Genomic DNA, 21,136 nt, shown 5'->3' with positions numbered 1-21,136 from the left:
GCTTTAAGCCCGTGGCAGTAGGCTTTAACGACAAAAAAGTGGCGCCGTTTTTTTTCGTCACCAAACAAACAAGGTATTTGGTGACATCCTGGTTCTGAATAATTAAATCGTGCAACAAAATGTCATGATGTTTATGGTGCTAAAGAATGAGTCGCTTGCATTGCTTTCGTCCAGTTGTTGATTCCAGTCCTGATATTCCTGTGGGTTAATAAAACTATTCTCCAAAGCTTTATCCATCATCGCGGCATGTTGAGATAAAAGTTGCCACAATCGATGGTCTTTGGACTGTAAACTGTTAATTTCAATGTTCACTTCCTTTACACCCAGTTCGGCGAGTTGGCCGGGCAGGCGTCTGGCTGAATAGCCATTGTGTAAGAACTCGCTTGCAAAGTAGTGACTGAGGCGGCGTTCCAGTTCGTCCATACCATTGTTAACGGACATGCTTGCCCAATCCGTTTCAACAATGACTAATTTGGCTCCAGGTTTGGAGATCCGAATCAATTCCTGTAAGGCAAGCTCGGGGTTTTCCAAATGCATAAAGAGTCGTTCGGCTCGAACGGCATCAAAGCGTTTGTCGGGAAAAGGTAACTCGTAAGCGCTGGCGTGTTGGTGTCTAATCCTGTCGCTGCATTCCTTTTGCTTAGCTAAGTTATCGGCTTGTTGGATCATTTCTTTATCGAAATCGACTCCGATAATTTCGTTTAGTTCGGGGTAGAGCTGTGCAATGCTGGTGGTGTCTATTCCTGGCCCGCAGCCGATGTCAATCAATGATTGTGCCGTTTGTGCCTGTAACTTTTCATAACTTCCCTTCTTTATGGGGGCGAACATTTGCGCGGCTTGGCTCAAATAGTCTTGGTTTACATAACCTTTGTTTTTGTTCATCATGAATTCTGCTTGGTGAATGGTGAAAAAAAGATAAACCATAAACAAAAAAAATAATATTACTTTGATGTGAGTTCACAGAAATGCTGTTAACTGAGTCTTTATAATAAAGTCGCCTTAGGGATGTAAATGGTGTTTATTTTCACAGTCCGGTGGGAGGGAGTGGTATGACTTTACTAGACCATTTTGAAAAATTTTATGATGTAAAACGCGCTTATGGAGATTTTGATCTTGAGCGCTGTTACCGAATTCGTCATCGCGTGTTCTGTCGTGAGCTTAATTATTTTGACGCCGACGACTACGAGAGGGAAGTTGACGAATACGATCCTCATTCTGAACATGCTCTGTTGTTACACAAACCCAGTGGTCAGGCCGTTGCCTGTGCTCGAATTATTGGAGGCGACTTAAAAAATCCTGAAAAACCTTTGCCTTACGAAGAGGTCTTCAAAGACAGTCTCAACCGGGAAATGTTTGATCCCGATGTGTTTTTACCCGGTAAAATCATTGAGTTCTCCCGGTTGGCGGTATTGCCGGAATTTCGTGGGCAGGTCAAGCGGGACGCGGCCTTGCCGGAAAACGCCGACTTGCTTGAAAGTTGTAAGGCCCCCGTCGTTCTGTTGGGCTTGTTTTCCATCTGCGTATCTTTGTTCGTCAATTCAGAAGCGGAATATGGCGCGGCAATGATGGAGCCCAGACTCGCTCAGTTGATCAAACAGTCCGGTTTCCGTTTTGAAGAGATTGGTGATCCGGTGAAACATTGTGGTTGGCGCTCGCCTTTCCTGTTTGAGCGCGAAGTATTCATGCGCGGTATCAATACCCAGGTTTCTGATTTATTTCGCGAGATTAACGCTCGTTTGTGCGAAGACAAGGCCAACTTCCTGGCTGGCGATGAAACCGTGCGCTGCTATGCCTAATGGAAATATCGACCGAGTGTGAGCCGTTCTCAAAGGAGTTACGTTACGCCTGTTGCAATCGATAAGCCGCGATTGCGCAGGCGGTAGCAATGTTCATGGATGAGTTATTGCCTTGCATAGGGATGTACACAGCCTGCTCGCAGGCGTTTAACAACTCTTCGCTCAGCCCGTGATTTTCAGAGCCAGGAATCAAACAAATCGATTCAAAGCGCCGCTCCAACACAAAGTCCTCCAGCGGAATGCTGTTCTCGCTGAGTTCAAGCGCCAATGCCAGCACCTTGTTTTCGTGGAAGCTGTCCAGTAGATCTTCGAAATGCCTGTGTACGCTATATCCAACATAGCGCTCTGCCGATCGAGAGGCTTTGCGCAGTTTTCGATTCGGTGGTGCGGGCGTCGAGCCGCTCAGGTAGATATGTTCGCAGCCCAGGGCGTCAGCGCATCGAAACAAGGCTCCGACGTTACTGGGCGATTCAATATCGTGCAGCAATAGACTCAGGCGCGTGCCGCTTGAAGGTGCCGCGTTGTGGTCGCTGTGTTGCAGTTGTCGATCGAGCGAACTCATGAGGCCAACTCTATCTTCTGTTCTTTGGCGTGGTGGGCAAACAGCATTTCAATCTCATCGCGTTTGCGCAAGCGCTTTAACTGGTTAAAAAATAACTCGGCTTCGGGATAGTTTCGTTGTAGGTACATGAACCATTGCTTGAGTCTATTTCCGCAATATTTTTCTGGGTATTGTTCGATGCCTTTGCGGAAAAAATCCAACAGCAGCGGCAAGATGTCTTCCCAGCACCAGGCTTGGTGTGCGTCCGGGTTTCTGATGGCCAATGCGAGATCAGGTCTGGCCAGGAGGCCCCGACCGATCATGAAATCTTCACAGCCACTATGGTCGGCACAACGCTGAAGATCGTCTGGACTCCATATTTCACCATTGGCGATAACGGGGATATTGAGCTGATCCCGAATGGGGCGAAGCTCGTCCCAGTAAGCGGGGGGGCGGTAAGCATCGTTTTTACTGCGCGCGTGGACGACCAGCTGTTGGGCGCCTGCATCTGCAATGGCGTGGGCGTTTTCCAGTCCCATGCTGCGATCTTGAAAACCCAAGCGAATTTTTGCGGTGACATCGATCCCGCTCGGAACTGCGTCACGAACCGCTTTGACAATCCTGTGAATACGCTTTGGCTCTTGCAGCAGCTTGGCGCCGCCATCGTTGCGATTGACGGTTTTGGCCGGGCAGCCAAAATTCAAGTCAATGCTGTCAGCACCGAGCCCTGCGGCCTTGGCGGCATTGAAGGCCATGGCTTCGGCGTTGCCACCCAGCAGTTGAAAGGCCACTGGCGTGCCGGACGGGGTGCGACTCTGTTGCAGGAGTTCGGGGCAGAGCTTGGTGAATACCCGCCGAGGCAGGCGTTGCTCGCCTATGCGGAGAAATTCGGTGACACAGCCGTCGAGTCCGCCAATGCTGGTCAGCAACTGGCGCATCTGAAAGTCGACGACGCCCTCCATTGGGGCCAGGAAAATTCGCATATATTCCGCTAAAAAGCGGGCATTCTACTGCAAAGCGAAGGGAAACCCTAAATCCCCGCTTTCACGGGTTCGTGATTCTTGTAGTTTTTGCCGCTTTTTTAGGGTCTGCATGCCGTGTGGGGTTTTTTAACCTTTTGATTTAAAACAGTTTTGTATTTTGTAGTCTGTTTGTAGTTTTGTAGTAAGAGGGAAAATTTGCTTACCTTGACCGATCAAGATACATTCTCCAAGCTTACTCATTTAGCCCGGGAGTGAGTCTTGATAGGGGCTATTAACAAGAATGACTCGATCAATATTTCCCCTGGAGATCCGATCGAGTGTATAAACGAGAAACATACAAATAACTGTATGATTTCGAGGAGACCACCATGTCAGCAAGCCTAGTGCAACAGGGTATTGACCTGATGCTTTTCGGGATGGGGACCGTCTTTGTGTTCCTGACCCTGCTCGTTATTGCCGTCAATATTATGTCTACGGTGATTCAGAAATACTTCCCCGAAGCTGAACCCGAAGCCACGCCTACCCCGGCGTCTCCGGCTCCTGCCCAGGTGAACGATCCGAAACTGATCGCTATCATCCAGGCCGCTATCGAGCAGCATCGAAATAAATAAAAGCCCATTTGATATTAGGACGCTTAGCCCGCACTAAGCACCAGTTAAAGGCACCATTATGAGCGAAAACAAAAAACCACTTGGCATTACCGACGTAGTTTTGCGTGATGCCCACCAGTCCCTATTTGCCACCCGTATGCGTATCGACGATATGCTGCCCATTGCTGAGAAGCTCGACCAAGTTGGCTTCTGGTCTTTGGAAACCTGGGGTGGAGCCACGTTTGACGCCTGTATTCGTTATTTGGGTGAAGACCCATGGGAGCGTATTCGCGAACTGAAAAAAGCGATGCCCAATACCCCAATGCAGATGCTGTTCCGTGGCCAGAATATTCTTGGTTATCGTCACTATGCGGACGATGTCGTGGACAAGTTTGTTGAGCGCTGTGCCGTTAATGGCGTAGACGTTTTCCGGGTGTTCGATGCGATGAACGATATGCGCAATATCGAGACTGCATTGAAAGCGGTTAAAAAACAGGGCAAGCATGCCCAGGGCACCATCGCCTATACCTTGAGCCCGGTTCACACTATTGATATGTGGGTAGAGCAAGGCAAGTTGATCGAAGACATGGGCGCTGACTCCATCGCGATTAAAGACATGGCAGGCCTGTTAACCCCTTACGCGGGTTACGAGTTGGTCAGCAAACTGAAAGCCGCCTGCGATATACCGATTCATATGCAGTGTCATGCCACAACTGGCCTTTCGACTGCAACGGCACTGAAATGTGTGGAAGCAGGCATCGACAATATCGACACTGCGATTTCTTCCATGTCCATGACCTATGGCCACAGCCCAACAGAATCTGTGGTGGCGATCTTGAAAGGCCAAGAGCGTGATACAGGTCTGGATTTGGCCCTGCTGGAAGAAATTGCCAACTACTTCCGCGAAGTGCGTAAGAAATACGCCAAGTTTGAAGGTTCTCTGCGCGGCATCGATGGTCGTATCCTGACGGCACAGGTCCCAGGCGGCATGCTGACTAATATGGAAAACCAGCTGCGTGATCAGGGTGCCGAAGATAAGTTCGCCGATGTGTTGGATGAAATCCCACGCGTACGCGAAGACCTTGGTTTTATCCCATTGGTGACCCCTACGTCTCAGATTGTGGGAACCCAGGCGGTTCTTAACGTGTTGACGGGTGAGCGTTACAAATCCATCTCGAAGGAAACCCAGGGGGTTCTGAAAGGTGAATATGGCGCGGCACCGGCTGAGTACAACAAAGAATTGCAGGCACGCGTGCTGGATGGCGCGGAGGCGATTACTTGTCGCCCTGCGGACTTGCTTGCACCTGAGCTGGACAAGCTGACAACTGAATTGCGTGAACTCTCTCAAGAGAAGGGCATCCAGTTGGAAGGCGGAGATCGTGAGATCGACGATGTTCTGACCTACGCTTTGTTCCCGCAGATTGGTCTGAAATTCCTGGAAAATCGCGGTGATGCCTCCGCCTTTGAGCCTGTGCCAACGGGTAAAGAGGGGGCGCTGGTCACCAATGACGCTGGTGAAGAGGTGTACACGGTAACCGTAGAAGGTGCTTCTTACACCGTCACCGTTGCAAACGGTGGCGACTTGACCGGCATTGCACCTGTGGGTGGTGCGGCAGTCGCCGCGCCCGCAGCAGGTGGTGCGGTTCCCGCTGGCGGTGACCCTGTGCCAGCCCCTTTGGCTGGTAATATCTTTAAGGTATTGGTCAGCCCAGGTCAGCAGGTTAACGAAGGTGACACCATCATTATTTTGGAAGCCATGAAAATGGAAACCGAAGTGAGTGCGCCCAAATCCGGCACCATCGGCAGCATCAATATCAAAGAGGGCGACTCTGTTGCCGTTGGCGATAGCCTGCTGACCATCGCTTAAGTCCGGAGGTATTCTAAATGGAAAGCTTAATCGGACTTTGGAACGATTCTGGCCTGGCCCAATTTCAAGGCCCCGGTCAGATCGTCATGATCGCTATTGGCTTGCTGTTGCTGTGGTTGGCCATTAGCAAAAACTTCGAACCTTTGTTGCTGGTCCCAATCGGTTTTGGCGGCATTCTGGCAAACATTCCCGGCGCCGGTCTGGCGTATTCAGCGGTTCAAAACGCCTTGATTTCAGGTGGCCCTGAAATGGTGGCCGCTATTGCTGACGTACTCCAGGTCGCCAGTTATGAAAGCTACGCGGATGTGAAAGCCGCCATGTCAGACGCTTCGGCTCAGCAAGTTCTCGCGGCGCAGCAAATCGCAGCGAATGCGGGTTACGAAAGTGGCATGCTGTATAAGTTCTACTCGGTGGCTATCGGCTCTACGATCGCGCCACTGTTGATCTTTATGGGTGTGGGCGCCATGACGGACTTTGGTCCATTGCTGGCTAACCCTCGTACCATCTTCCTGGGGGCAGCAGCTCAGTTTGGTATCTTTGCGACGGTGATGGGTGCTGTGGGCATGAGCGCTATGGGTTGGATGGATTTCTCCATCGCTGACGCTGCGGCCATTGGCATCATTGGTGGCGCGGATGGCCCGACCGCAATTTACGTTGCGTCCCTTTTGTCTCCAGAATTATTGGGAGCCATCGCGGTAGCGGCTTATTCCTATATGGCTCTGGTGCCGATGATTCAGCCGCCAATTATGAAGGCCTTGACCACCGAGGAAGAGCGCAAGATCAAGATGACTCAATTGCGTTATGTATCCAAGCGCGAAAAAATCGTCTTCCCAATCATTGTATTGATTGCGGTTGCACTGTTCCTGCCGTCGGCGGCGCCGCTGTTGGGCATGTTCTGCTTCGGTAACTTGATGAAAGAGTGTGGTGTTGTGGATCGCTTGTCGGACACCGCTCAGAATGCTCTGATCAATATTACCACCATCTTCCTGGGTCTCTCTGTGGGTTCCAAGTTGGCGGCGGATGTTTTCCTGGACGCCAAGACCCTCGGCATTATGGCGCTGGGTGTTGTGGCCTTCGGCATCGGTACGGCCATGGGCGTGTTGATGGCGAAATTGATGAACAAATTCAGCACCAATAAGATCAACCCTCTGATTGGCTCCGCCGGTGTATCTGCTGTGCCAATGGCGGCACGCGTATCCAACAAGGTGGGGCTGGAATATAACTCTCAGAACTTCCTGTTGATGCATGCGATGGGCCCGAACGTTGCCGGTGTTATCGGTTCTGCTGTGGCAGCGGGTGTGATGATCTCAATCGTGCAGGGTATGGCTGGCTAAGTTTCGCCAAATACCCTGACAACATAGCCCAGTGCGTAATGCCTGGGCTATTTTTTTGTCTATTGCCAGACCGCCGAATAAAAGGTCACGGATGCCACTCGGCTTTAATATCGATTCTCTGGCTGATGATCTGTCTCAAAACGCCTAATAAATGCCTACGTGCTGATCTTTGTCGTTGCGCTTGTAGGCGCGATACATGCCTTTGCTGTTGTAAGAGTAAGCAACGTTGCCCTGGCGATCCATAACAATCACGCCGCCACTGCCTTTGATGCCAGCCAGTTCTTCTTTGATCACTTTGTCTGCGGCTTCCTGGATCGACAGTCCTTGGTATTTTACGCGAGCGCAAATATCGGCGGCGACATTGAAGCGAATGAAGAACTCTCCGTGACCGGTGGCCGAGACACCGCAGCTCTGGTTATCGGCCCAAGTGCCTGCACCGATGACGGGAGAGTCGCCAATGCGACCAAAGCGCTTAGCGGTGCGCCCTCCCGTGGAGGTACCGGCAACGATATCGCCATGCTGGTCAAGTGCAACCGCGCCCACTGTGCCCATCTTGTAATCGATGTCGGTATTTCGATCCATGTCATTCCAGCTGGTTTTCAGCAGAGCCTGCTTGGCTTTTTGCAGAGACTGAAAGCGGCGCTGGGTATTGAAATAGCTATTGTCGACCTGTTCCAGATTTTCCTGTTGAGCGAATGCTTCGGCACCTCGGCCAGATAGAAAAACGTGTTCGGATTTTTCCATCACCGCGCGTGCCAGTTTGATGGGGTTCTTAATGGTCTGTACGCCCGCAATGGCGCCCGCCTGCTGTTGTTTGCCTTCCATAATAGACGCATCGAGGTCGTGCTCGCCTTCAAAGTTGTAAACTGCTCCCTTGCCAGCATTAAACAGAGGAGAGTCTTCCAAGATGGTGATGGCCAGAACAACGGCGTCGATGCTTTTGCCTCCATTGGCCAGAAGTTCGTAGGCGCGGTCTCGGGCTTCTTGCAATTTCGCCTGATATTTCGATTCTTGTTCGGGGCTGAGATTGGCCGCTTTGATATTGCCGGCGCCGCCGTGAATCACGATGGCAACGGTTGATTCGGCCGCAGTCGAATTCGCTGTGAAACCAAGTATACAAACGAGGGAAAGCAGAGCATGACGCATCGTATTAGGCATATTGAATTTAACCCTTAAATCGTAAAGTAACTATAGAAAATCCCCGTTGGGCCGATACTGCCTGCGAGGGATGTTTGGGGCAATGAGTAAAACACCCGTAGCCAAAAGGAAGGCTGTCGTTATATTAGGAGTCTATTGTGAATTCGATCAGTATGAAAGCCTTGCTGGGTTATCTGGCGGTTCTGTTGGTGAGTGCAGTTGCTGCTATTTTTCTATTTTCGAATACCAACAGTGTTGGTATGCGGACCGAGCGTTTTGTGGATGATACTTTGCCTGCTGTGTCAGCGATTGAGCAGTTGGGTCAGCAAGTGGATAAACTGCTGATCGCGGCTTACGCCTTTTACAGCACCAGTATCGACAGCGCTCAATTTCAATCTCAGTTGGATGACAGCTCGCGCGCGATTGAAAAAGCACTGACAGTACCGGCATTGCGTCAAGACAGCAAAGCGATGCTTCAACATGTGGCGATGCTCGACAATATTTCCCAGCAGCTGTTGGACACCATGTCTGCGGAGAGTGTTGATTGGGATGGTGCCCGTGACACACTTGCTGAGCTGCAGTCGGAAAGGGACGCTACTCATGCCGATTTGCGAACCATTAAAACCACGTTGGAACGCGAGGCCAATGACAGCGCGGGCATGATTCGAGATGACATCAGCGCCATTACTAACTTGGTCTTGTTGATGTTACTGGCGATTACCGGTGTCGCCATTGGTGCATTCTGGTTCAGCCGCAGGACCATCTCAAAACCAATCTCTGATCTTGCCAATAAGCTAACGCTTGTGGCGGAAGAATTGGATTTGCGGACACAGTTGCCTATATCCGGTTCCGACGAGATCAGCACCGCATCGTCCAGCGTTAACAATTTACTCAGCAGTGTGAAGTCGGCTCTGGCCGATGTGCAGAATGTCAGTCGAGGCGTCGCCTCAGCATCTGAAGACATGCAAAGTCATTCGGGAAATACCGATCAGCAGGTTGTTCAATTGAATACGGAAATTGAGCAGCTCAATGATCGGATGAGAGATTTGCATGGTTCTGTAGAGGAGGGGCTTCATCGCTCGGAAGAAAGTTATAAAGCCGCGCAAAATGGCTCAAAGGCGGTTGAAAATGGCGCGGAGCAAGTTCGCGAAACCGCGGGCAGTGTCGTGCGTTTGGCACAGGATATTGAAGTATCTTCCCAGCAGCTCTCTGAGTTGCGCAGCACTGGGGATCAGGTGTCCAGTGTGGTTGGCACGATTGCAGAAATTGCCGAGCAAACCAATCTACTGGCTTTGAATGCGGCGATTGAAGCGGCGCGAGCAGGGGAATCCGGGCGTGGCTTTGCGGTGGTTGCCGACGAGGTTCGAACTCTCGCCAATCGCACACAACAGTCGACAGAAGAAATTAATAGCATGCTCACGGCCTTGGTGAATGCCATTAGTGGTGTCGTTCATTCCATGGAGAATAATTCCAAACAGGCCGAGCAATCTGCGCACATGGCGCAACAAACGGTTTCAACGCTAAATCAGATTCAGGAAACCATTCTGGATTTAAGCGAGTCAAGCCGTGTGGTTGCGGAACTGAATACCGGAGCCAGCCAAAACGCCAGCCGTATTCAGGGGCAGGTTGAGGAGTTTTCTATTTTGGGCTCGGCTGTTCAACAGGGCTCTACCGAAACCAAACAAACCGCAGCTGACTTGAGCTGTTCGGTTTCCCGCCTGAACGAATTGGTGGGTCGCTTTACGCTGTAGTGCTTGGGGATGTCTTGCATGAAATGTCGACGGGCTGCAATCTGCAGCCCGTTTTTTATTGGTGAGAAACTCAGCTCGCCATGGTCAGGCGCATGGACAAATCAACGGCTTTGCAGTCCTTAGTCAGTGCACCAATGGAAATATAATCGACACCGGTCTCGGCAATGGGCACGAGCGTGGTTTGATTCACGTTTCCCGAGGCTTCCAGTTTTGCCGGGTGATGATGCTGTTGGTTCAACGCCACTGCCTTACGCAACATGTCATTGTCAAAGTTATCGAGCATGACGATGTCCGCTCCGGCATCAAGGGCCTGCTGAAATTCATCCATGGACTCGACTTCTACTTCCACCGCTTTCCCGGGTTGATTGGTTTGGGCCTGTTGAATCGCCTGGGCAATTCCGCCACAAGCAGCGATGTGGTTTTCCTTGATCAAGTAGGCGTCGTATAAACCGATTCGGTGATTGTGACAGCCGCCCTGGCTGACCGCGTATTTTTGGGCCAGGCGTAAACCCGGGATGGTTTTACGGGTATCCAGAATTTGAACAGGGGTGTGTGAGACCAATCGAGCATAGCTCTGACAAGCCGTGGCCGTGCCAGAGAGCAGCTGCAGAAAATTCAAAGCCGCTCGCTCTCCGGTCAGTAGACTGCGTGCGGAGCCGCTCAGTGTGTAGAGAAGGTTGTCCGCCTTGACTTGGTCTCCATCTTTTACATGCCATTCAATCTGAACGTCGGGGTCAAGTTGACGGAAGACTTCATTCACCCAGGCGGTACCGCAGACCACGCAGTCCTCGCGAGTGATGACTCGGGCATTGGCGTTTTGTGACGCGGGGATCAGAGCGGCGGTGACATCACCATCGCCGATGTCTTCTTTCAGGGCCGCAGCGACATTGCGGCGAATTTCGTCGGTGAGCGCGGATAGCTCCATGGAGGCTTCTCTTTAACAGTCCAAAGGCCGCGATTGTACCATAGCTAAGCCGCCAAAATGCGCTGTGGTAGAGGCAGGTATCTTGGAATACGCGTGGTGAGTCTATGGAGTGGCGCGATGTTGTCGTAGACTCAGGGTTCGGCCTTGCTGACTGAATTCCAGCTGCCCGAGGGCGCTCATTCCCAATAGAATTTCATTCCCTTCCATTCCGGTCGAAATGCTGGCGGCCACATTGCTCAGGCGTATTTCGCCCAGTTCCAAGCGCTCGATTCGACTCATGTAAACGCGAGAGCGGCCGTTGGCGGTTTCAGCGTATCCGGCTTGTCCTTTTTTCATGCCTAATTTACGAGCCAGAGCTTCGGGGACGGCCACCAGTGTGGCCCCGGTATCCAGCAGAAAGCGGACTTCCTGACCGTTGACCCGGCCCTGACTCAGATAATGGCCCTGTCGGTTCCCCTGAATATCCACGCGAACGACTTCGCCTTCTCTTTCACTGAACGGTTGGTAGCGTTCTTCATCCCGTTTATCGAGCCAGTGGTTAAAGCCGAAGCTGAGCAGCGCCAGGACGGTCAACCAGGCCAGGTACATCATGCCACGTCCCATTTTCGCGCTATCGTCCATTCTGATGTCCTCCGAGGGTAAAAGGCTTCCCAAAAGCAAAAGGGTATATTGTTGATTGAGCTGCCAGCAGTAAAGCAGCTGCCAGCAAAGTGTGATCTTATAGCGCCGAAAGCGTGCTTTACATCAAATTATTATCATTCATTCTAACAGTACGTCGTTTTTATGCCCAATTGGGAATAAATTAAGACTATTATCTTAGTTGGTGGGGCACAGGAAGCTTCTGCTGATTCGTCTGTCGCATTGACTGGGCGAAGTTGTATTCACTCATGGACTGCCTACCAGGTTCTGTGATTTATGGTTAACAGCAAAGACAATGTCATTCCTCTCAAGGCGGCTAAACCCAGCACGGCTCCGCCGAAGCTGCGTAATAAGCAGGCGCTTGAAGATCCGGTTCATAAACCGGTAAGTCAGTTGCCGAGAGGAATTCAGGCCGTTCATCTGCTGTTGTCAAAAGTGCTTCAGCAGGGCGCGAGCCAGTTCTTCAATCAATCCGATGACGCCTTGTTTGAGCGAGCGGAAATCGCCAGCAGTAATCTGGAGCAGAATGGCTACTTCGAAGCCATGCGCACCTTGCGTATGGCCAAGACCAGTCTGGCGCAATCCTTGTTTGAAACTCTCCGTAATTCCTTTGTTGAATTGCAGCGCAGTTCGGTGGCTCAAGCTGGTCGCTTGAGCGTATACGACAATGAAGATTTATGTGCTGATGATGTGCAATTGGTTTCGGAAGAAGCCTTTGAAGAAGAAGTGGCGATCAAGTCTATGGTCACTGCCCATCGCCAGCAGCACCAACAGAACCTGGATCACCTATGGCGCCGTTGTTTTCATTTGTTGGGCAAAAAAGGCGAAGACAATGCGAGTCGCTTGCCCTGCGATGTTGAGAAACTGACCCAGTGTTTTGCCGATCAGCTCGATGCATTGTCCATTACCATTAAAATCAAATTACTTCTGTTGAAAATATTCGAGCGGAGTGTTTTGCAGCAGCTTGGTAACGCCTATGCGTTATTAAACCAGCGAATGGCTGAGCAGGGAGTGTTACCGGATTTACAACGTCAGATTAGCCGGGAGCGTCGCGCCAAATTAAATACCCGGCGCACGCGTGTTCGCCACGATACGCAAGTACAAGGGCAGGCGCTCGGCGAATTGCATCAGTTGATGGATGACGATACTGCTTTGATTCCCACGCTTAACAGCAAAATCGAAGAAAGCAGTCTGAGCACTCAGCAACTGGGACAGATTCTGGCGGGCTTTCAAGGGCAGCAGGCCAATATGGCATTGCAAACCCAAGAGGATTCCAGAGCACTCAGTGAAAAGCTGTCTCAGTTGTTGATGAGTCAGGGACATGTTTCCCAGTTGGATCGAAATATCATTAACCTTGTTCATATGTTGTTTGAATACATATGGGAAGATCCGAACCTGGCATCTGCGATGCGCGCAGTCTTGTCGCGCATGCAAATTCCTCTGCTGAAAGTCGCCCTGGCCGATGCGGCATTTTTACAGGCGGGCAGCCACCCGGCCCGGCAACTCCTGAACGAGATGGCTCGATGCGCCCTGGGCTGGGAAGAGCCTGAAGATGCAGAGCGACGTAAGCAAGACGCGCTGTTACAGCAGCTCGAAATGATTGTGCAACGCGTGCAGGATGAGTTTGTTGACGATGTCTCAATCTTTACAGAATTGCATCAGCAGTTGCGCAAATTTTTGGATCGGGAACAACGCCGAGCGGAATTGGTTGCCCAAAGAACAGTTGATCAGGTCCGCGGAGAAGCGCTGGCTACTCAAGCAAAAACAGCCGTTGATGACGTTCTGAAGAACGTGTGTGAAGGTTTGCCCGTGGTTGGGCGGACCTTGCTGAAGGACGCTTGGGCAAGAGTACTTCAAATGGTGTATTTGAAGCAGGGCGCTGACAGTATCGCCTGGAGTGAAAAGCTCGATTTGGCGGATCAATTGGCAAGCTTGCTGCGCAATTGTACTGAAAGTAACAGCGAGGCTGAGCTCGCGCTGTTGGTTCAGAAAATGGAATCCGATTTGGCCGATGTCGGTATGGACAGCTTCCAAAGCCGCGCCTGGTTTGAAGCCATTGAAGTGTATGTTCGTGAGCAGCGCCCCAGAAGGGATGTCAGTGCTGATCTGGATTTTGCCTGTGCAGATAATGCGGAAAGCGAAATTCTGGTGGCGGATGAAGAACTGGCGGAGACAGCTGACAGCAATGCTTCGCAAGAGTCAGTACCCGCGCTTGAAGAAGCACTTCCTGCACGAGAAAACTTATCGCCTTCTGATCCTTCCATGCGCCAAGCGAGACGACTCAGTCAGGGAGCCTGGTTGCAATGGGTTGAGGACGGGAACAGTCAACGTTGTCGTCTGGCGGCGATTTTGCCTTCAGTGGGACGATATGTTTTCGTCAGCCGTCAAGGTAAAAAAGTACTGGAGCTGGGCTTGGATGATTTGGCTTGGGCGATCAAAGATGGCCGCCTGTCCGTTCTGAATGATGGTCAGTTATTTGATCGCGCCTTGCAAACCGTGATTGGAGATATGCGCCGCCGTAAACAGTAAACGGCGCATGGTTGTCATCCGACGCGTAAGTTCGGCTCGAGCGTTACAGTTCTGCCAATACCGCTTCGGCACTGCTCACGTCTAGGCCTTTCGCGTCGATGGCGAGATGCTGCACAACACCGTTGTCGATAATCATAGCGTAGCGCTTTGAGCGCAAACTGCCCATTTTAAAACCACTGGCATCCATCGTCAGGCCGAGCGCTTCGGCAAACTCACCGTTACCATCCGCCAGCATGACAACGTCTTCACTGCCGTTGGCCAATCCCCAGGCATGCATCACAAATACATCGTTCACAGAGGTGCAAATAATTGCGTCCACCCCTTTGGCTTTCAGTGCATCAGCCGAGGCCGCAAAGCCGGGCAAATGTGCCGAGCTGCAAGTGGGGGTGAAGGCGCCAGGGACGGCAAACAGCACCACTTTTTTATCTTTGCACAGTTCGGCTGTGTTTACGGTCTCAGGGCCGCTTTCACCCATTATCTGCAGCTCGACTGCGGGTATCGTTTCTTGTGCTTGAATCATCGTTGGCTCCTTAGGTCATGATGGTTATTTCGCAGGCCAATCATAGTATAGTGTGTCAAAAATAATGATAAACCACTTTGGGAGTTGAGGCCTGTGGGCATCCTGAATTATGCAACGCCTGCATTTGTGTTGCTAATGCTATTTGAAATTTGGTATGACCGACGTACCGGGGCCGGTTATTACAGACTGAACGATACAATCGGCAGTTTGGCGACTGGGGTTCTGAGTCAGTCGACTCGTCTGGTGATTTTTTCTCTGGGCCTTTGGGCGATGTCGGGACTGAATGGTTTCTTGCTTCCACTTTGGTCTATGGAATCCGTTCTGGCCTGGTGTGTTGCATTCGTGCTCAATGATTTTTTCTACTACTGGAAACATCGCTTCAGTCACGAAATCAATTTTTTATGGGCGGGGCACTCGGTCCATCATCAGAGCGAGGAGTACAATCTGAGTACCGCTTTGCGCCAACCCAGCACCCATATCCTAACGTGGGTGTTTTCAATTCCGATGCTGTTGTTGGGCATTCCCTGGCAAATGATTGTGGTGTGCGCAGCTTGGAATTTGATTTATCAGTTCTGGGTGCATACACGTCATATACACCGTTTACCTTCATGGTTTGAAGCCGTGATGGTGACCCCTTCTCATCATCGGGTTCATCACGCCCAGAACCCCGAATATATCGATAAGAACCATGGTGGTGTATTGATTGTTTGGGATAAATGGTTTGGCACCTTTCAGGCTGAGAAAGACAGCACCCCACCGATTTACGGCGTGCGTCGGCCATTGTTAAGTTTCAACCCCTGGCGAGCGAACCTTCAATTGTGGTGGCAGATGGCGGAGGATGCGTTTTACACGGCGAGTTGGAAAGATAAATTGCGTGTCTGGTTTATGCCAACCGGATGGCGACCTGAGGATGTCAGTGCGTCTCGCCCCATTAAAAAGTACCCACTGGAAACCTTTGAAAAATACAATCCTGCGTCCCCTGTTTGGATCAAACTGTATGCGGCTTTACACATCAGCTTGGCGGCGATAGCGTCTCTTTATCTGGCGATGGAGGCCGTGCATTTGGAAAAAACACAACTCTATGTTTTGTGGGCGTTAATGAGTTTGCCCCTGGTAACGGTTGGACTCATGCTGGATAAGCAGGATTTACGCTGGGAGTTGTTACGCTTGCTGTTCAGCTGGTTGTGTTTGATTTGGTTGGCCGAGTATTTCAACGGTGTTTTATGGTGGGTGGCTCTGCTGACTCAAAGCCTGTTCTCCACAATAATACTTTGGAAAACCTGGCCGCAAACTAATGCGTTAAGAGTGTCCGACGCTGAGTGAAGGCGTCGTTTTAGTGTTAAGTGTTTTCAATAGGCATAAAAAAAGCCCCGGGAGTAATGGGGCTTAAGCGTCGCAGAGTAAATGCACCTAGGTGCAGGGGGTATGAAACTTAATTGCTGAAGGAGTTACTTAAATCGTCCTTCGCAATCAGACCCAGTAGGGTAAAGACTACTGGAAACACAATAGAAGCAACAAGCATCTGACTGTCCTCAAAAAATTTGGTTTGGGCTCTGTTGTGAGCCATTCGACAACGGTTTCTAGTATAAGGATGTCGAGCTTAAGTAGGTTCAAGCTGGGTAAAGAAACGTATTGCTTGGTTGGGCCTGAGTTAAGTGCGGGGCGTTTGCGCTGTCTTGGAATAAGTTAATAGGTATTGGGTATAGAAAAGGCAAGCTCAGCAAGACTGAGCTTGTCGTGGACGGGAGATTACATTCCGTTGCGCCACGTCTTCAAATCGATAACACCGCTTTGTCGAATGGCGCCATACGCTTTACTGTATTCCGAAAGTAACGTCAGGCTGTAATCGATGCGCTTGCGCAGTTTTTCATCGTCCTCACCGCTCGGTTCGTCGTTCAGCACTTTGGCCACATTGCGGACAATCAGGTGTTCGGGCATATAGCTGATTCGATTGTTCTTATAACTGCTCATGCGCAGTTCAGCGATGGGGTACGCACCACCGGCAGACGCCGATACCCCAACCAGCAAAGCAGGTTTATGAGCCAGCTCTCCATTGCCCCACATCAGGAAGAAGTTTTTCAACGCGGCGGGCACCATGCCGTGGTATTCCGGAGAAATCACCACAAAGGCATCCGCATTTTTCAGGCGTTCAGCGATCGGTGAGAGTGTCGCTTTCCATTCAGGGTTGCCTTGCCAAATGCTCGGGTCCCACAATGCCAGGGGGTGCTCGCCCAGATCGAGTATGGAACATTGGGCAGACAGTTGCTGTGCTTCCAGGCGTTGCATCAGGAAATTGGCGACTTTCAGGCTTTGGGAATCCGCTTGCTGGCTTCCGCAAATAATGACTAAGTTCATATCAATAGCTCACAGTTGTCTTCACTTGAACGGCAGCATAGACCAGTATCGCCACGAAAACATGTCCGCAATTACGATGACGGTCTATGATTTGAATTCGGATGCGGGCATCAATGCTTGGGCGCAAGCGTAGGCAGAGCTCCAGGCCCACTGGAAGTTAAAGCCGCCCAAATGCCCGGTTACATCTACCACTTCCCCAATGAAAAACAGACCCTTCTGGGTTTCGGCTTCCATGGTCTTTGAGGACAGTTGGCGACAGTCAACTCCGCCAAGGGTCACTTCAGCGGTACGGTATCCTTCCGTGCCGGACGGTTTTAAGACCCAGTTGTTGAGGTGAGCCGCAATGTCCTCAAGGCGTTGATTGCTGAATTCTGCCAGGGCCAGTTCCGCTTCCTTTTCCCACCACAGTGATTCGAGATGTTTGATGAGCGCTTTGGGTAAGAGGTCCCTGAGGACACTGCGAAGCTTGGTTTTGGCGTGCTGTTGTTTTTGTTCCAGCAGAAAGGCTTTGGCGTCGAGGTTGGGGAGTATATCCATACAGATAGATTCACCGCTGTACCAGTAGTTCGAGAGTTGCAGACTGGCCGGGCCGCTGAGCCCACGGTGGGTAAATAATACCGCCTCGCTGAAACTGGCGCGGTCATTCGAAAGGGTAACATCAATAGCAATACCCGCCAGCGATTCAAAAATTTTGCCGGCCGCGTCACTGAAGGTGAAAGGCACCAGGCCAGCGCGGGTAGGCAGGATCTGGAGACCAAATTGTTCGGCGATCTGATAACCAAATTCTCCGCCGCCCATACTCGGAATGGATAAGCCGCCGGTGGCGACCACCAGCTGAGGTGCACGGTATACGCCTTTATTGCTGTGCAGTAGGAAGTCTCGACCGTTTTTGTCAACGGTTTGTACCTGACACTGTCCAATCAGTTCGACGCCGCTGGCTTCGCATTCGCGCAGTAACATATCAAGAATGTCTTTGGCACTGTCGTCACAAAACAATTTGCCTAAATCACGTTCGTGATAGGCAATACCGTGTTCGATCACTTTGCCAATAAAATCCCAATTGCTGTATTGCTTCAGTGCCGACTTGACGTAGTGAGGGTTTTCGCAAAGAAAGTGACGGGCCTCGACCTCGAGATTCGTAAAGTTACAGCGCCCGCCTCCGGACATCAGGATTTTTCGCCCTGGGCGTTTGGCACGCTCCAGAAGGGCCACCTTAAGGCCCCGAGCGGCGGCTTGCCAGGCACACATAAGACCGGCAGCGCCTGCACCTATAACAATCAGGTCGCGGTTTACCATGGGATATTAGGAGCCTTGCGGTTGTGCGAAGGAATCACGAACGTTTACGCCTCAGGAATTTGTCGACATACCAACAGCTGGCTTCAATAGTGAGGGCTTCTTCTCGAGCCCAGCGCAGGCCGGCGCTGACAAGTGCTTGGGCCGCACCGCTGCCGCGCATGTCCTGGGGGACAAATGTCCGGCTGAAATCGACTCGGCCCTGTTTGGAGTCGAGTTGGTATTCGAGTACCGCTTGAGTGTTGGGAATGGTAAAACGGCAGCTGTCGCTCTGATGATCGACAATAAAGGATTCATTACTGGTCATAAGATGGCTTTGCTAATGGCTATTTTGCGAATGGGTATAGTCGTTGAGTCTCTGTTGCTGTCGGCTTTTTGATCGGTATTTTTTAGGTAAAGTGCCGGTCAGCGGCGCAAGCATATCAGGTAATGGCGTTCAATGCCGCTGGATCGAGAATGCAGATGCCATCGCGGCTTTTGTCCACAATGCCTTCTTTTTCCAAGTAGCTGAGTTCTTTATTGATGGACTGGCGGGAGGCCCCAAGCATTTTGCCTAACTCTTCCTGAGAGAGCGTCAGCTTGATGAAAATCTGCTCACCTTTTTGTGCGCCCATCATCGTCGCCATCAGAACCAGGCGGCGGGCAAGGCGCTGGCGCAAAGGTCGCAAGGCGCTGTCTTCAATAAACATGAACACCATTCGCAGGCGAGTGCACTGCATCTGTAAGATGGCTTCATTGATTTCGGGGTGGCGTTTTCTGAGCTCGTTGAACTCTTTTTTATTCATGGCCGCCAGTTCACCGTCTTCACGAGCCTCGGCATTTTGTGCCCGCAGAGAGCCCTCGATAATGCCGATTTCCCCAAAACACTCGCCGGGTTGCATGATATGCAGCAGGATTTCTTTGCCTTCAGCCGTGACATTACTGGTTTGCACGCTGCCGGACGTCACTTGATAAATGGCGTCGGCTTCTTCACCGAAGCGGTAGATGGTTTCACCGGCCTGAATCGGTCTGGGCTTCAATGCGGCTCTGACCTCAGCTTCAACGGCGGCGGGCAACTGGGCAATCCAGTTCAGGGTGCTGTCGCGATTTTCTCCGTTTGGCGGGCTATCGATCATTGGGTCGCTCTGGGCTATGGGATTTAGGGCTTGTCGCCTAACTGACAGTGTCACACGGCAGCTTATTCTAAACTAGAATGCTCCACTGTCTACTCAGAGGTGAGGTGGGTCGTTCAAATTTCACGGCCTGAGACAAACAGTTCTCAACAATGACGTAATAATAATCAGGAGACAACCATGTCGATGAACGGTGCCGAAGCTTTATTGAAAACCATGATTGATGCCGGGGTTGAGGTCTGTTTTGCCAACCCGGGAACCTCCGAGATGCAATTGGTAGCGGCCATTGACAAGATCCCGGGTATGCGGCCCATTCTTGGTTTGTATGAAGGTGTCGTGACGGGCGCTGCTGATGGCTACGGTCGTATGGCGGATAAGCCAGCGGCGACCTTGTTGCATCTGGGATCAGGGTACTCCAATGGTATGGCTAATTTGCACAATGCCAAGCGTGCGTTTTCGCCCATTGTGAATATCATTGGTGAGCACGCTGTGGATCACATTCCACTTGATGCGCCCTTGACCTCAGATATCGAAGGTCATGCCAGTTTGCATACCGATTGGCTACGCACTTGCCAGAGTGCCGATGAGATGCCCAAGGATGGCGCAGAAGCGGTCGCCGCAGCCCGCGCCGGACGTATCACCAACCTGATTGTGCCTGCTAACTACGCCTGGACTGAATCCCAAGGGGCCGTTGCGCCTCTTGCACCGGCCAGTCGCCCCAAGGTCAGTGATGATGACCTTGCGTCTGCTGCCGAAGCCCTGAGAAATGGCCAGGACTGTTGTTTGTTCCTTGGAGGGCGTGCGCTACGCGAAGAGGGTTTAGTGCTTGCTCGTCGTATTGAGCAGGCCTGTGGTGCGAAAGTCATTTGTGAAGTCTTTCCCGCACGCATTCAACGAGGCCGGGGGCGAATGACGGTCGAACGCCTGCCCTATTTGGGCGAATTCGCAGCTGATGTTCTTAAAGACTTTAAACACATGGTCGTCCTGGGTACCAAGGCGCCGGTGTCGTTCTTTGCTTATCCGGGCAAGCCCAGCGTACTGACCCCTGCGGAGTGTAATATCCAGAGTTTGGCAAGCGCCGAGGATGATCAGTTGGATGCTTTGCAGCGACTGGCCAATCTTTTGGATGCTCCTGAGCTGGTGCTTCCTGAAGATCCTGTGCTGCCTGCAATACCGGGTAAAGAGGACGTGTTCACCGCCGAGGCGGTGGGCGCTGTCGTGGCCAATTATTTACCTGAAAATGCCATTGTGTCAGACGAGGCCAATACCTCAGGTATTTTTTCCTACGCCATGTATGAAGGTGCAGCGCCCCATGATTGGTTGACGTTGACGGGAGGTGCTATTGGACAGGGATTGCCCGTCGCAGTCGGTGCGGCTGTAGCTTGCCCGGATCGCAAGGTGATCAATCTCCAGGCCGATGGCGCGGCAATGTATACCAATCAATCCTTATGGACCATGGCCCGCGAACAGCTGGATGTGGTGACAGTAATCTTCAATAACTCCAGCTACGCCATTTTGAATTTGGAGCTGATGCGTGTGGGGGTTGAGAATCCGGGTGAACGAGCCAAGTCGATGCTCGATTTGTCCAACCCTAACCTCGACTGGGTGAAAATTGCCGAAGGGCAGGGTGTCACCGCTTCACGTGCCACAAACGTAGAAGAGTTTGAAGCACAGTTCAAAGCCGCTGTTGCCAGCAAAGGGCCGCGTTTAATCGAAGTCATATTGTAAAATCCATGAGTGGGTTAAGCTTGGCGTTCTGATACA

General features: G+C 51.4%; 19 protein-coding genes. 8 read left to right on the top strand and 11 right to left on the bottom strand.

Features of this window, described 5'->3' with window-relative positions; genetic code table 11:
- Positions 1–102: 102 nt before the first annotated feature.
- Positions 103–885, bottom strand: coding sequence for a methyltransferase domain-containing protein (locus ABWW03_RS09020; RefSeq protein ID WP_353407790.1), 783 nt, complete (start codon positions 883–885; stop codon positions 103–105).
- 164 nt (positions 886–1,049) lie between these two features.
- On the opposite strand from ABWW03_RS09020, the gene ABWW03_RS09015 reads away from it, so the two are divergent.
- Positions 1,050–1,796 carry a PEP-CTERM/exosortase system-associated acyltransferase gene (locus tag ABWW03_RS09015; RefSeq protein ID WP_353407788.1) on the top strand — a complete coding sequence of 249 codons (747 nt, stop codon included), beginning with the start codon at positions 1,050–1,052 and terminating at the stop codon, positions 1,794–1,796.
- A 43-nt stretch (positions 1,797–1,839) separates the two neighbouring features.
- On the opposite strand, the gene ABWW03_RS09010 is transcribed toward ABWW03_RS09015, so the two are convergent.
- Positions 1,840–2,358, bottom strand: a complete 519-nt coding sequence (locus ABWW03_RS09010) for a TrmH family RNA methyltransferase (protein ID WP_353407787.1) — start codon at positions 2,356–2,358, stop codon at positions 1,840–1,842.
- Positions 2,355–3,320, bottom strand: a complete 966-nt coding sequence (locus ABWW03_RS09005; RefSeq protein WP_353407785.1) for a tRNA dihydrouridine synthase — start codon at positions 3,318–3,320, stop codon at positions 2,355–2,357. The genes ABWW03_RS09010 and ABWW03_RS09005 overlap by 4 nt, the downstream gene beginning before the upstream one ends.
- Before the next feature lie 368 nt (positions 3,321–3,688).
- Here ABWW03_RS09005 and ABWW03_RS09000 point away from each other — a divergent pair, with 368 nt between their 5' ends.
- Genes ABWW03_RS09000 through ABWW03_RS08990 form a run of 3 tightly spaced genes read left to right on the top strand, consistent with a single transcriptional unit; the run spans position 3,689 to position 7,111 of the window.
- A complete protein-coding gene (locus ABWW03_RS09000) occupies positions 3,689–3,931 on the top strand; it encodes an OadG family protein (protein ID WP_353407783.1) in 243 nt (80 codons plus the stop codon).
- A 58-nt stretch (positions 3,932–3,989) separates the two neighbouring features.
- Complete coding sequence (oadA, locus tag ABWW03_RS08995; RefSeq protein ID WP_353407781.1) at positions 3,990–5,777, top strand: sodium-extruding oxaloacetate decarboxylase subunit alpha; 1,788 nt, start codon at positions 3,990–3,992, stop codon at positions 5,775–5,777.
- 17 nt (positions 5,778–5,794) lie between these two features.
- Complete coding sequence (locus ABWW03_RS08990; protein ID WP_353407779.1) at positions 5,795–7,111, top strand: sodium ion-translocating decarboxylase subunit beta; 1,317 nt, start codon at positions 5,795–5,797, stop codon at positions 7,109–7,111.
- Between the two features lie 144 nt (positions 7,112–7,255).
- Here ABWW03_RS08990 and ABWW03_RS08985 read toward each other — a convergent pair whose 3' ends face one another.
- A complete protein-coding gene (locus tag ABWW03_RS08985; protein ID WP_353407777.1) occupies positions 7,256–8,269 on the bottom strand; it encodes an isoaspartyl peptidase/L-asparaginase family protein in 1,014 nt (337 codons plus the stop codon).
- A 137-nt stretch (positions 8,270–8,406) separates the two neighbouring features.
- Between ABWW03_RS08985 and ABWW03_RS08980 the strand changes: the two genes are divergently transcribed.
- The gene (locus tag ABWW03_RS08980) at positions 8,407–9,999 is read left to right on the top strand and encodes a methyl-accepting chemotaxis protein (protein WP_353407775.1); all 1,593 of its coding nucleotides are present in this window, start codon (positions 8,407–8,409) and stop codon (positions 9,997–9,999) included.
- Positions 10,000–10,069: 70 nt separating this feature from the next.
- Here the strand turns inward: ABWW03_RS08980 and nadC are convergent, their stop codons facing one another.
- Together nadC and ABWW03_RS08970 are read right to left on the bottom strand one after the other, a co-directional pair.
- Complete coding sequence (gene nadC / locus ABWW03_RS08975) at positions 10,070–10,924, bottom strand: carboxylating nicotinate-nucleotide diphosphorylase (protein WP_353407774.1); 855 nt, start codon at positions 10,922–10,924, stop codon at positions 10,070–10,072.
- 102 nt (positions 10,925–11,026) lie between these two features.
- Positions 11,027–11,545: a retropepsin-like aspartic protease family protein gene (locus ABWW03_RS08970; RefSeq protein WP_353407773.1), complete on the bottom strand. Its 519-nt coding sequence runs from the start codon at positions 11,543–11,545 to the stop codon at positions 11,027–11,029.
- 294 nt (positions 11,546–11,839) lie between these two features.
- Here ABWW03_RS08970 and ABWW03_RS08965 point away from each other — a divergent pair, with 294 nt between their 5' ends.
- Positions 11,840–14,092, top strand: a complete 2,253-nt coding sequence (locus ABWW03_RS08965) for a DUF1631 family protein (protein ID WP_353407772.1) — start codon at positions 11,840–11,842, stop codon at positions 14,090–14,092.
- Positions 14,093–14,135: 43 nt separating this feature from the next.
- Here ABWW03_RS08965 and ABWW03_RS08960 read toward each other — a convergent pair whose 3' ends face one another.
- On the bottom strand, positions 14,136–14,612 hold the full coding sequence (locus ABWW03_RS08960; RefSeq protein WP_353407771.1) for a peroxiredoxin: 477 nt from the start codon (positions 14,610–14,612) through the stop codon (positions 14,136–14,138).
- Positions 14,613–14,747: 135 nt separating this feature from the next.
- Between ABWW03_RS08960 and ABWW03_RS08955 the strand changes: the two genes are divergently transcribed.
- The gene (locus ABWW03_RS08955) at positions 14,748–15,935 is read left to right on the top strand and encodes a sterol desaturase family protein (protein ID WP_353407770.1); all 1,188 of its coding nucleotides are present in this window, start codon (positions 14,748–14,750) and stop codon (positions 15,933–15,935) included.
- A 426-nt stretch (positions 15,936–16,361) separates the two neighbouring features.
- Here the strand turns inward: ABWW03_RS08955 and ABWW03_RS08950 are convergent, their stop codons facing one another.
- From ABWW03_RS08950 to ABWW03_RS08935, 4 genes are all read right to left on the bottom strand, one after another.
- Positions 16,362–16,967, bottom strand: coding sequence for an NADPH-dependent FMN reductase (locus tag ABWW03_RS08950; protein ID WP_353407769.1), 606 nt, complete (start codon positions 16,965–16,967; stop codon positions 16,362–16,364).
- An 84-nt stretch (positions 16,968–17,051) separates the two neighbouring features.
- Positions 17,052–18,263 (bottom strand): NAD(P)/FAD-dependent oxidoreductase, encoded by a 1,212-nt coding sequence (locus ABWW03_RS08945; RefSeq protein ID WP_353407767.1) that lies wholly within the window; start codon positions 18,261–18,263, stop codon positions 17,052–17,054.
- 34 nt (positions 18,264–18,297) lie between these two features.
- Positions 18,298–18,567: a GNAT family N-acetyltransferase gene (locus ABWW03_RS08940; RefSeq protein ID WP_353407766.1), complete on the bottom strand. Its 270-nt coding sequence runs from the start codon at positions 18,565–18,567 to the stop codon at positions 18,298–18,300.
- Positions 18,568–18,682: 115 nt separating this feature from the next.
- The gene (locus tag ABWW03_RS08935; RefSeq protein ID WP_353407765.1) at positions 18,683–19,375 is read right to left on the bottom strand and encodes a Crp/Fnr family transcriptional regulator; all 693 of its coding nucleotides are present in this window, start codon (positions 19,373–19,375) and stop codon (positions 18,683–18,685) included.
- 177 nt (positions 19,376–19,552) lie between these two features.
- Between ABWW03_RS08935 and ABWW03_RS08930 the strand changes: the two genes are divergently transcribed.
- Positions 19,553–21,100: an acetolactate synthase large subunit gene (locus ABWW03_RS08930; RefSeq protein ID WP_353407763.1), complete on the top strand. Its 1,548-nt coding sequence runs from the start codon at positions 19,553–19,555 to the stop codon at positions 21,098–21,100.
- Positions 21,101–21,136 lie beyond the last annotated feature (36 nt).

Origin of the sequence: Pseudoteredinibacter isoporae (genome assembly GCF_040372805.1) — a bacterium.
GTDB lineage: Bacteria > Pseudomonadota > Gammaproteobacteria > Pseudomonadales > Cellvibrionaceae > Pseudoteredinibacter > Pseudoteredinibacter isoporae_A.
The sequence above is the reverse complement of the archived record's forward strand: the minus strand, read 5'-3'. Positions and strand labels throughout refer to the sequence as shown.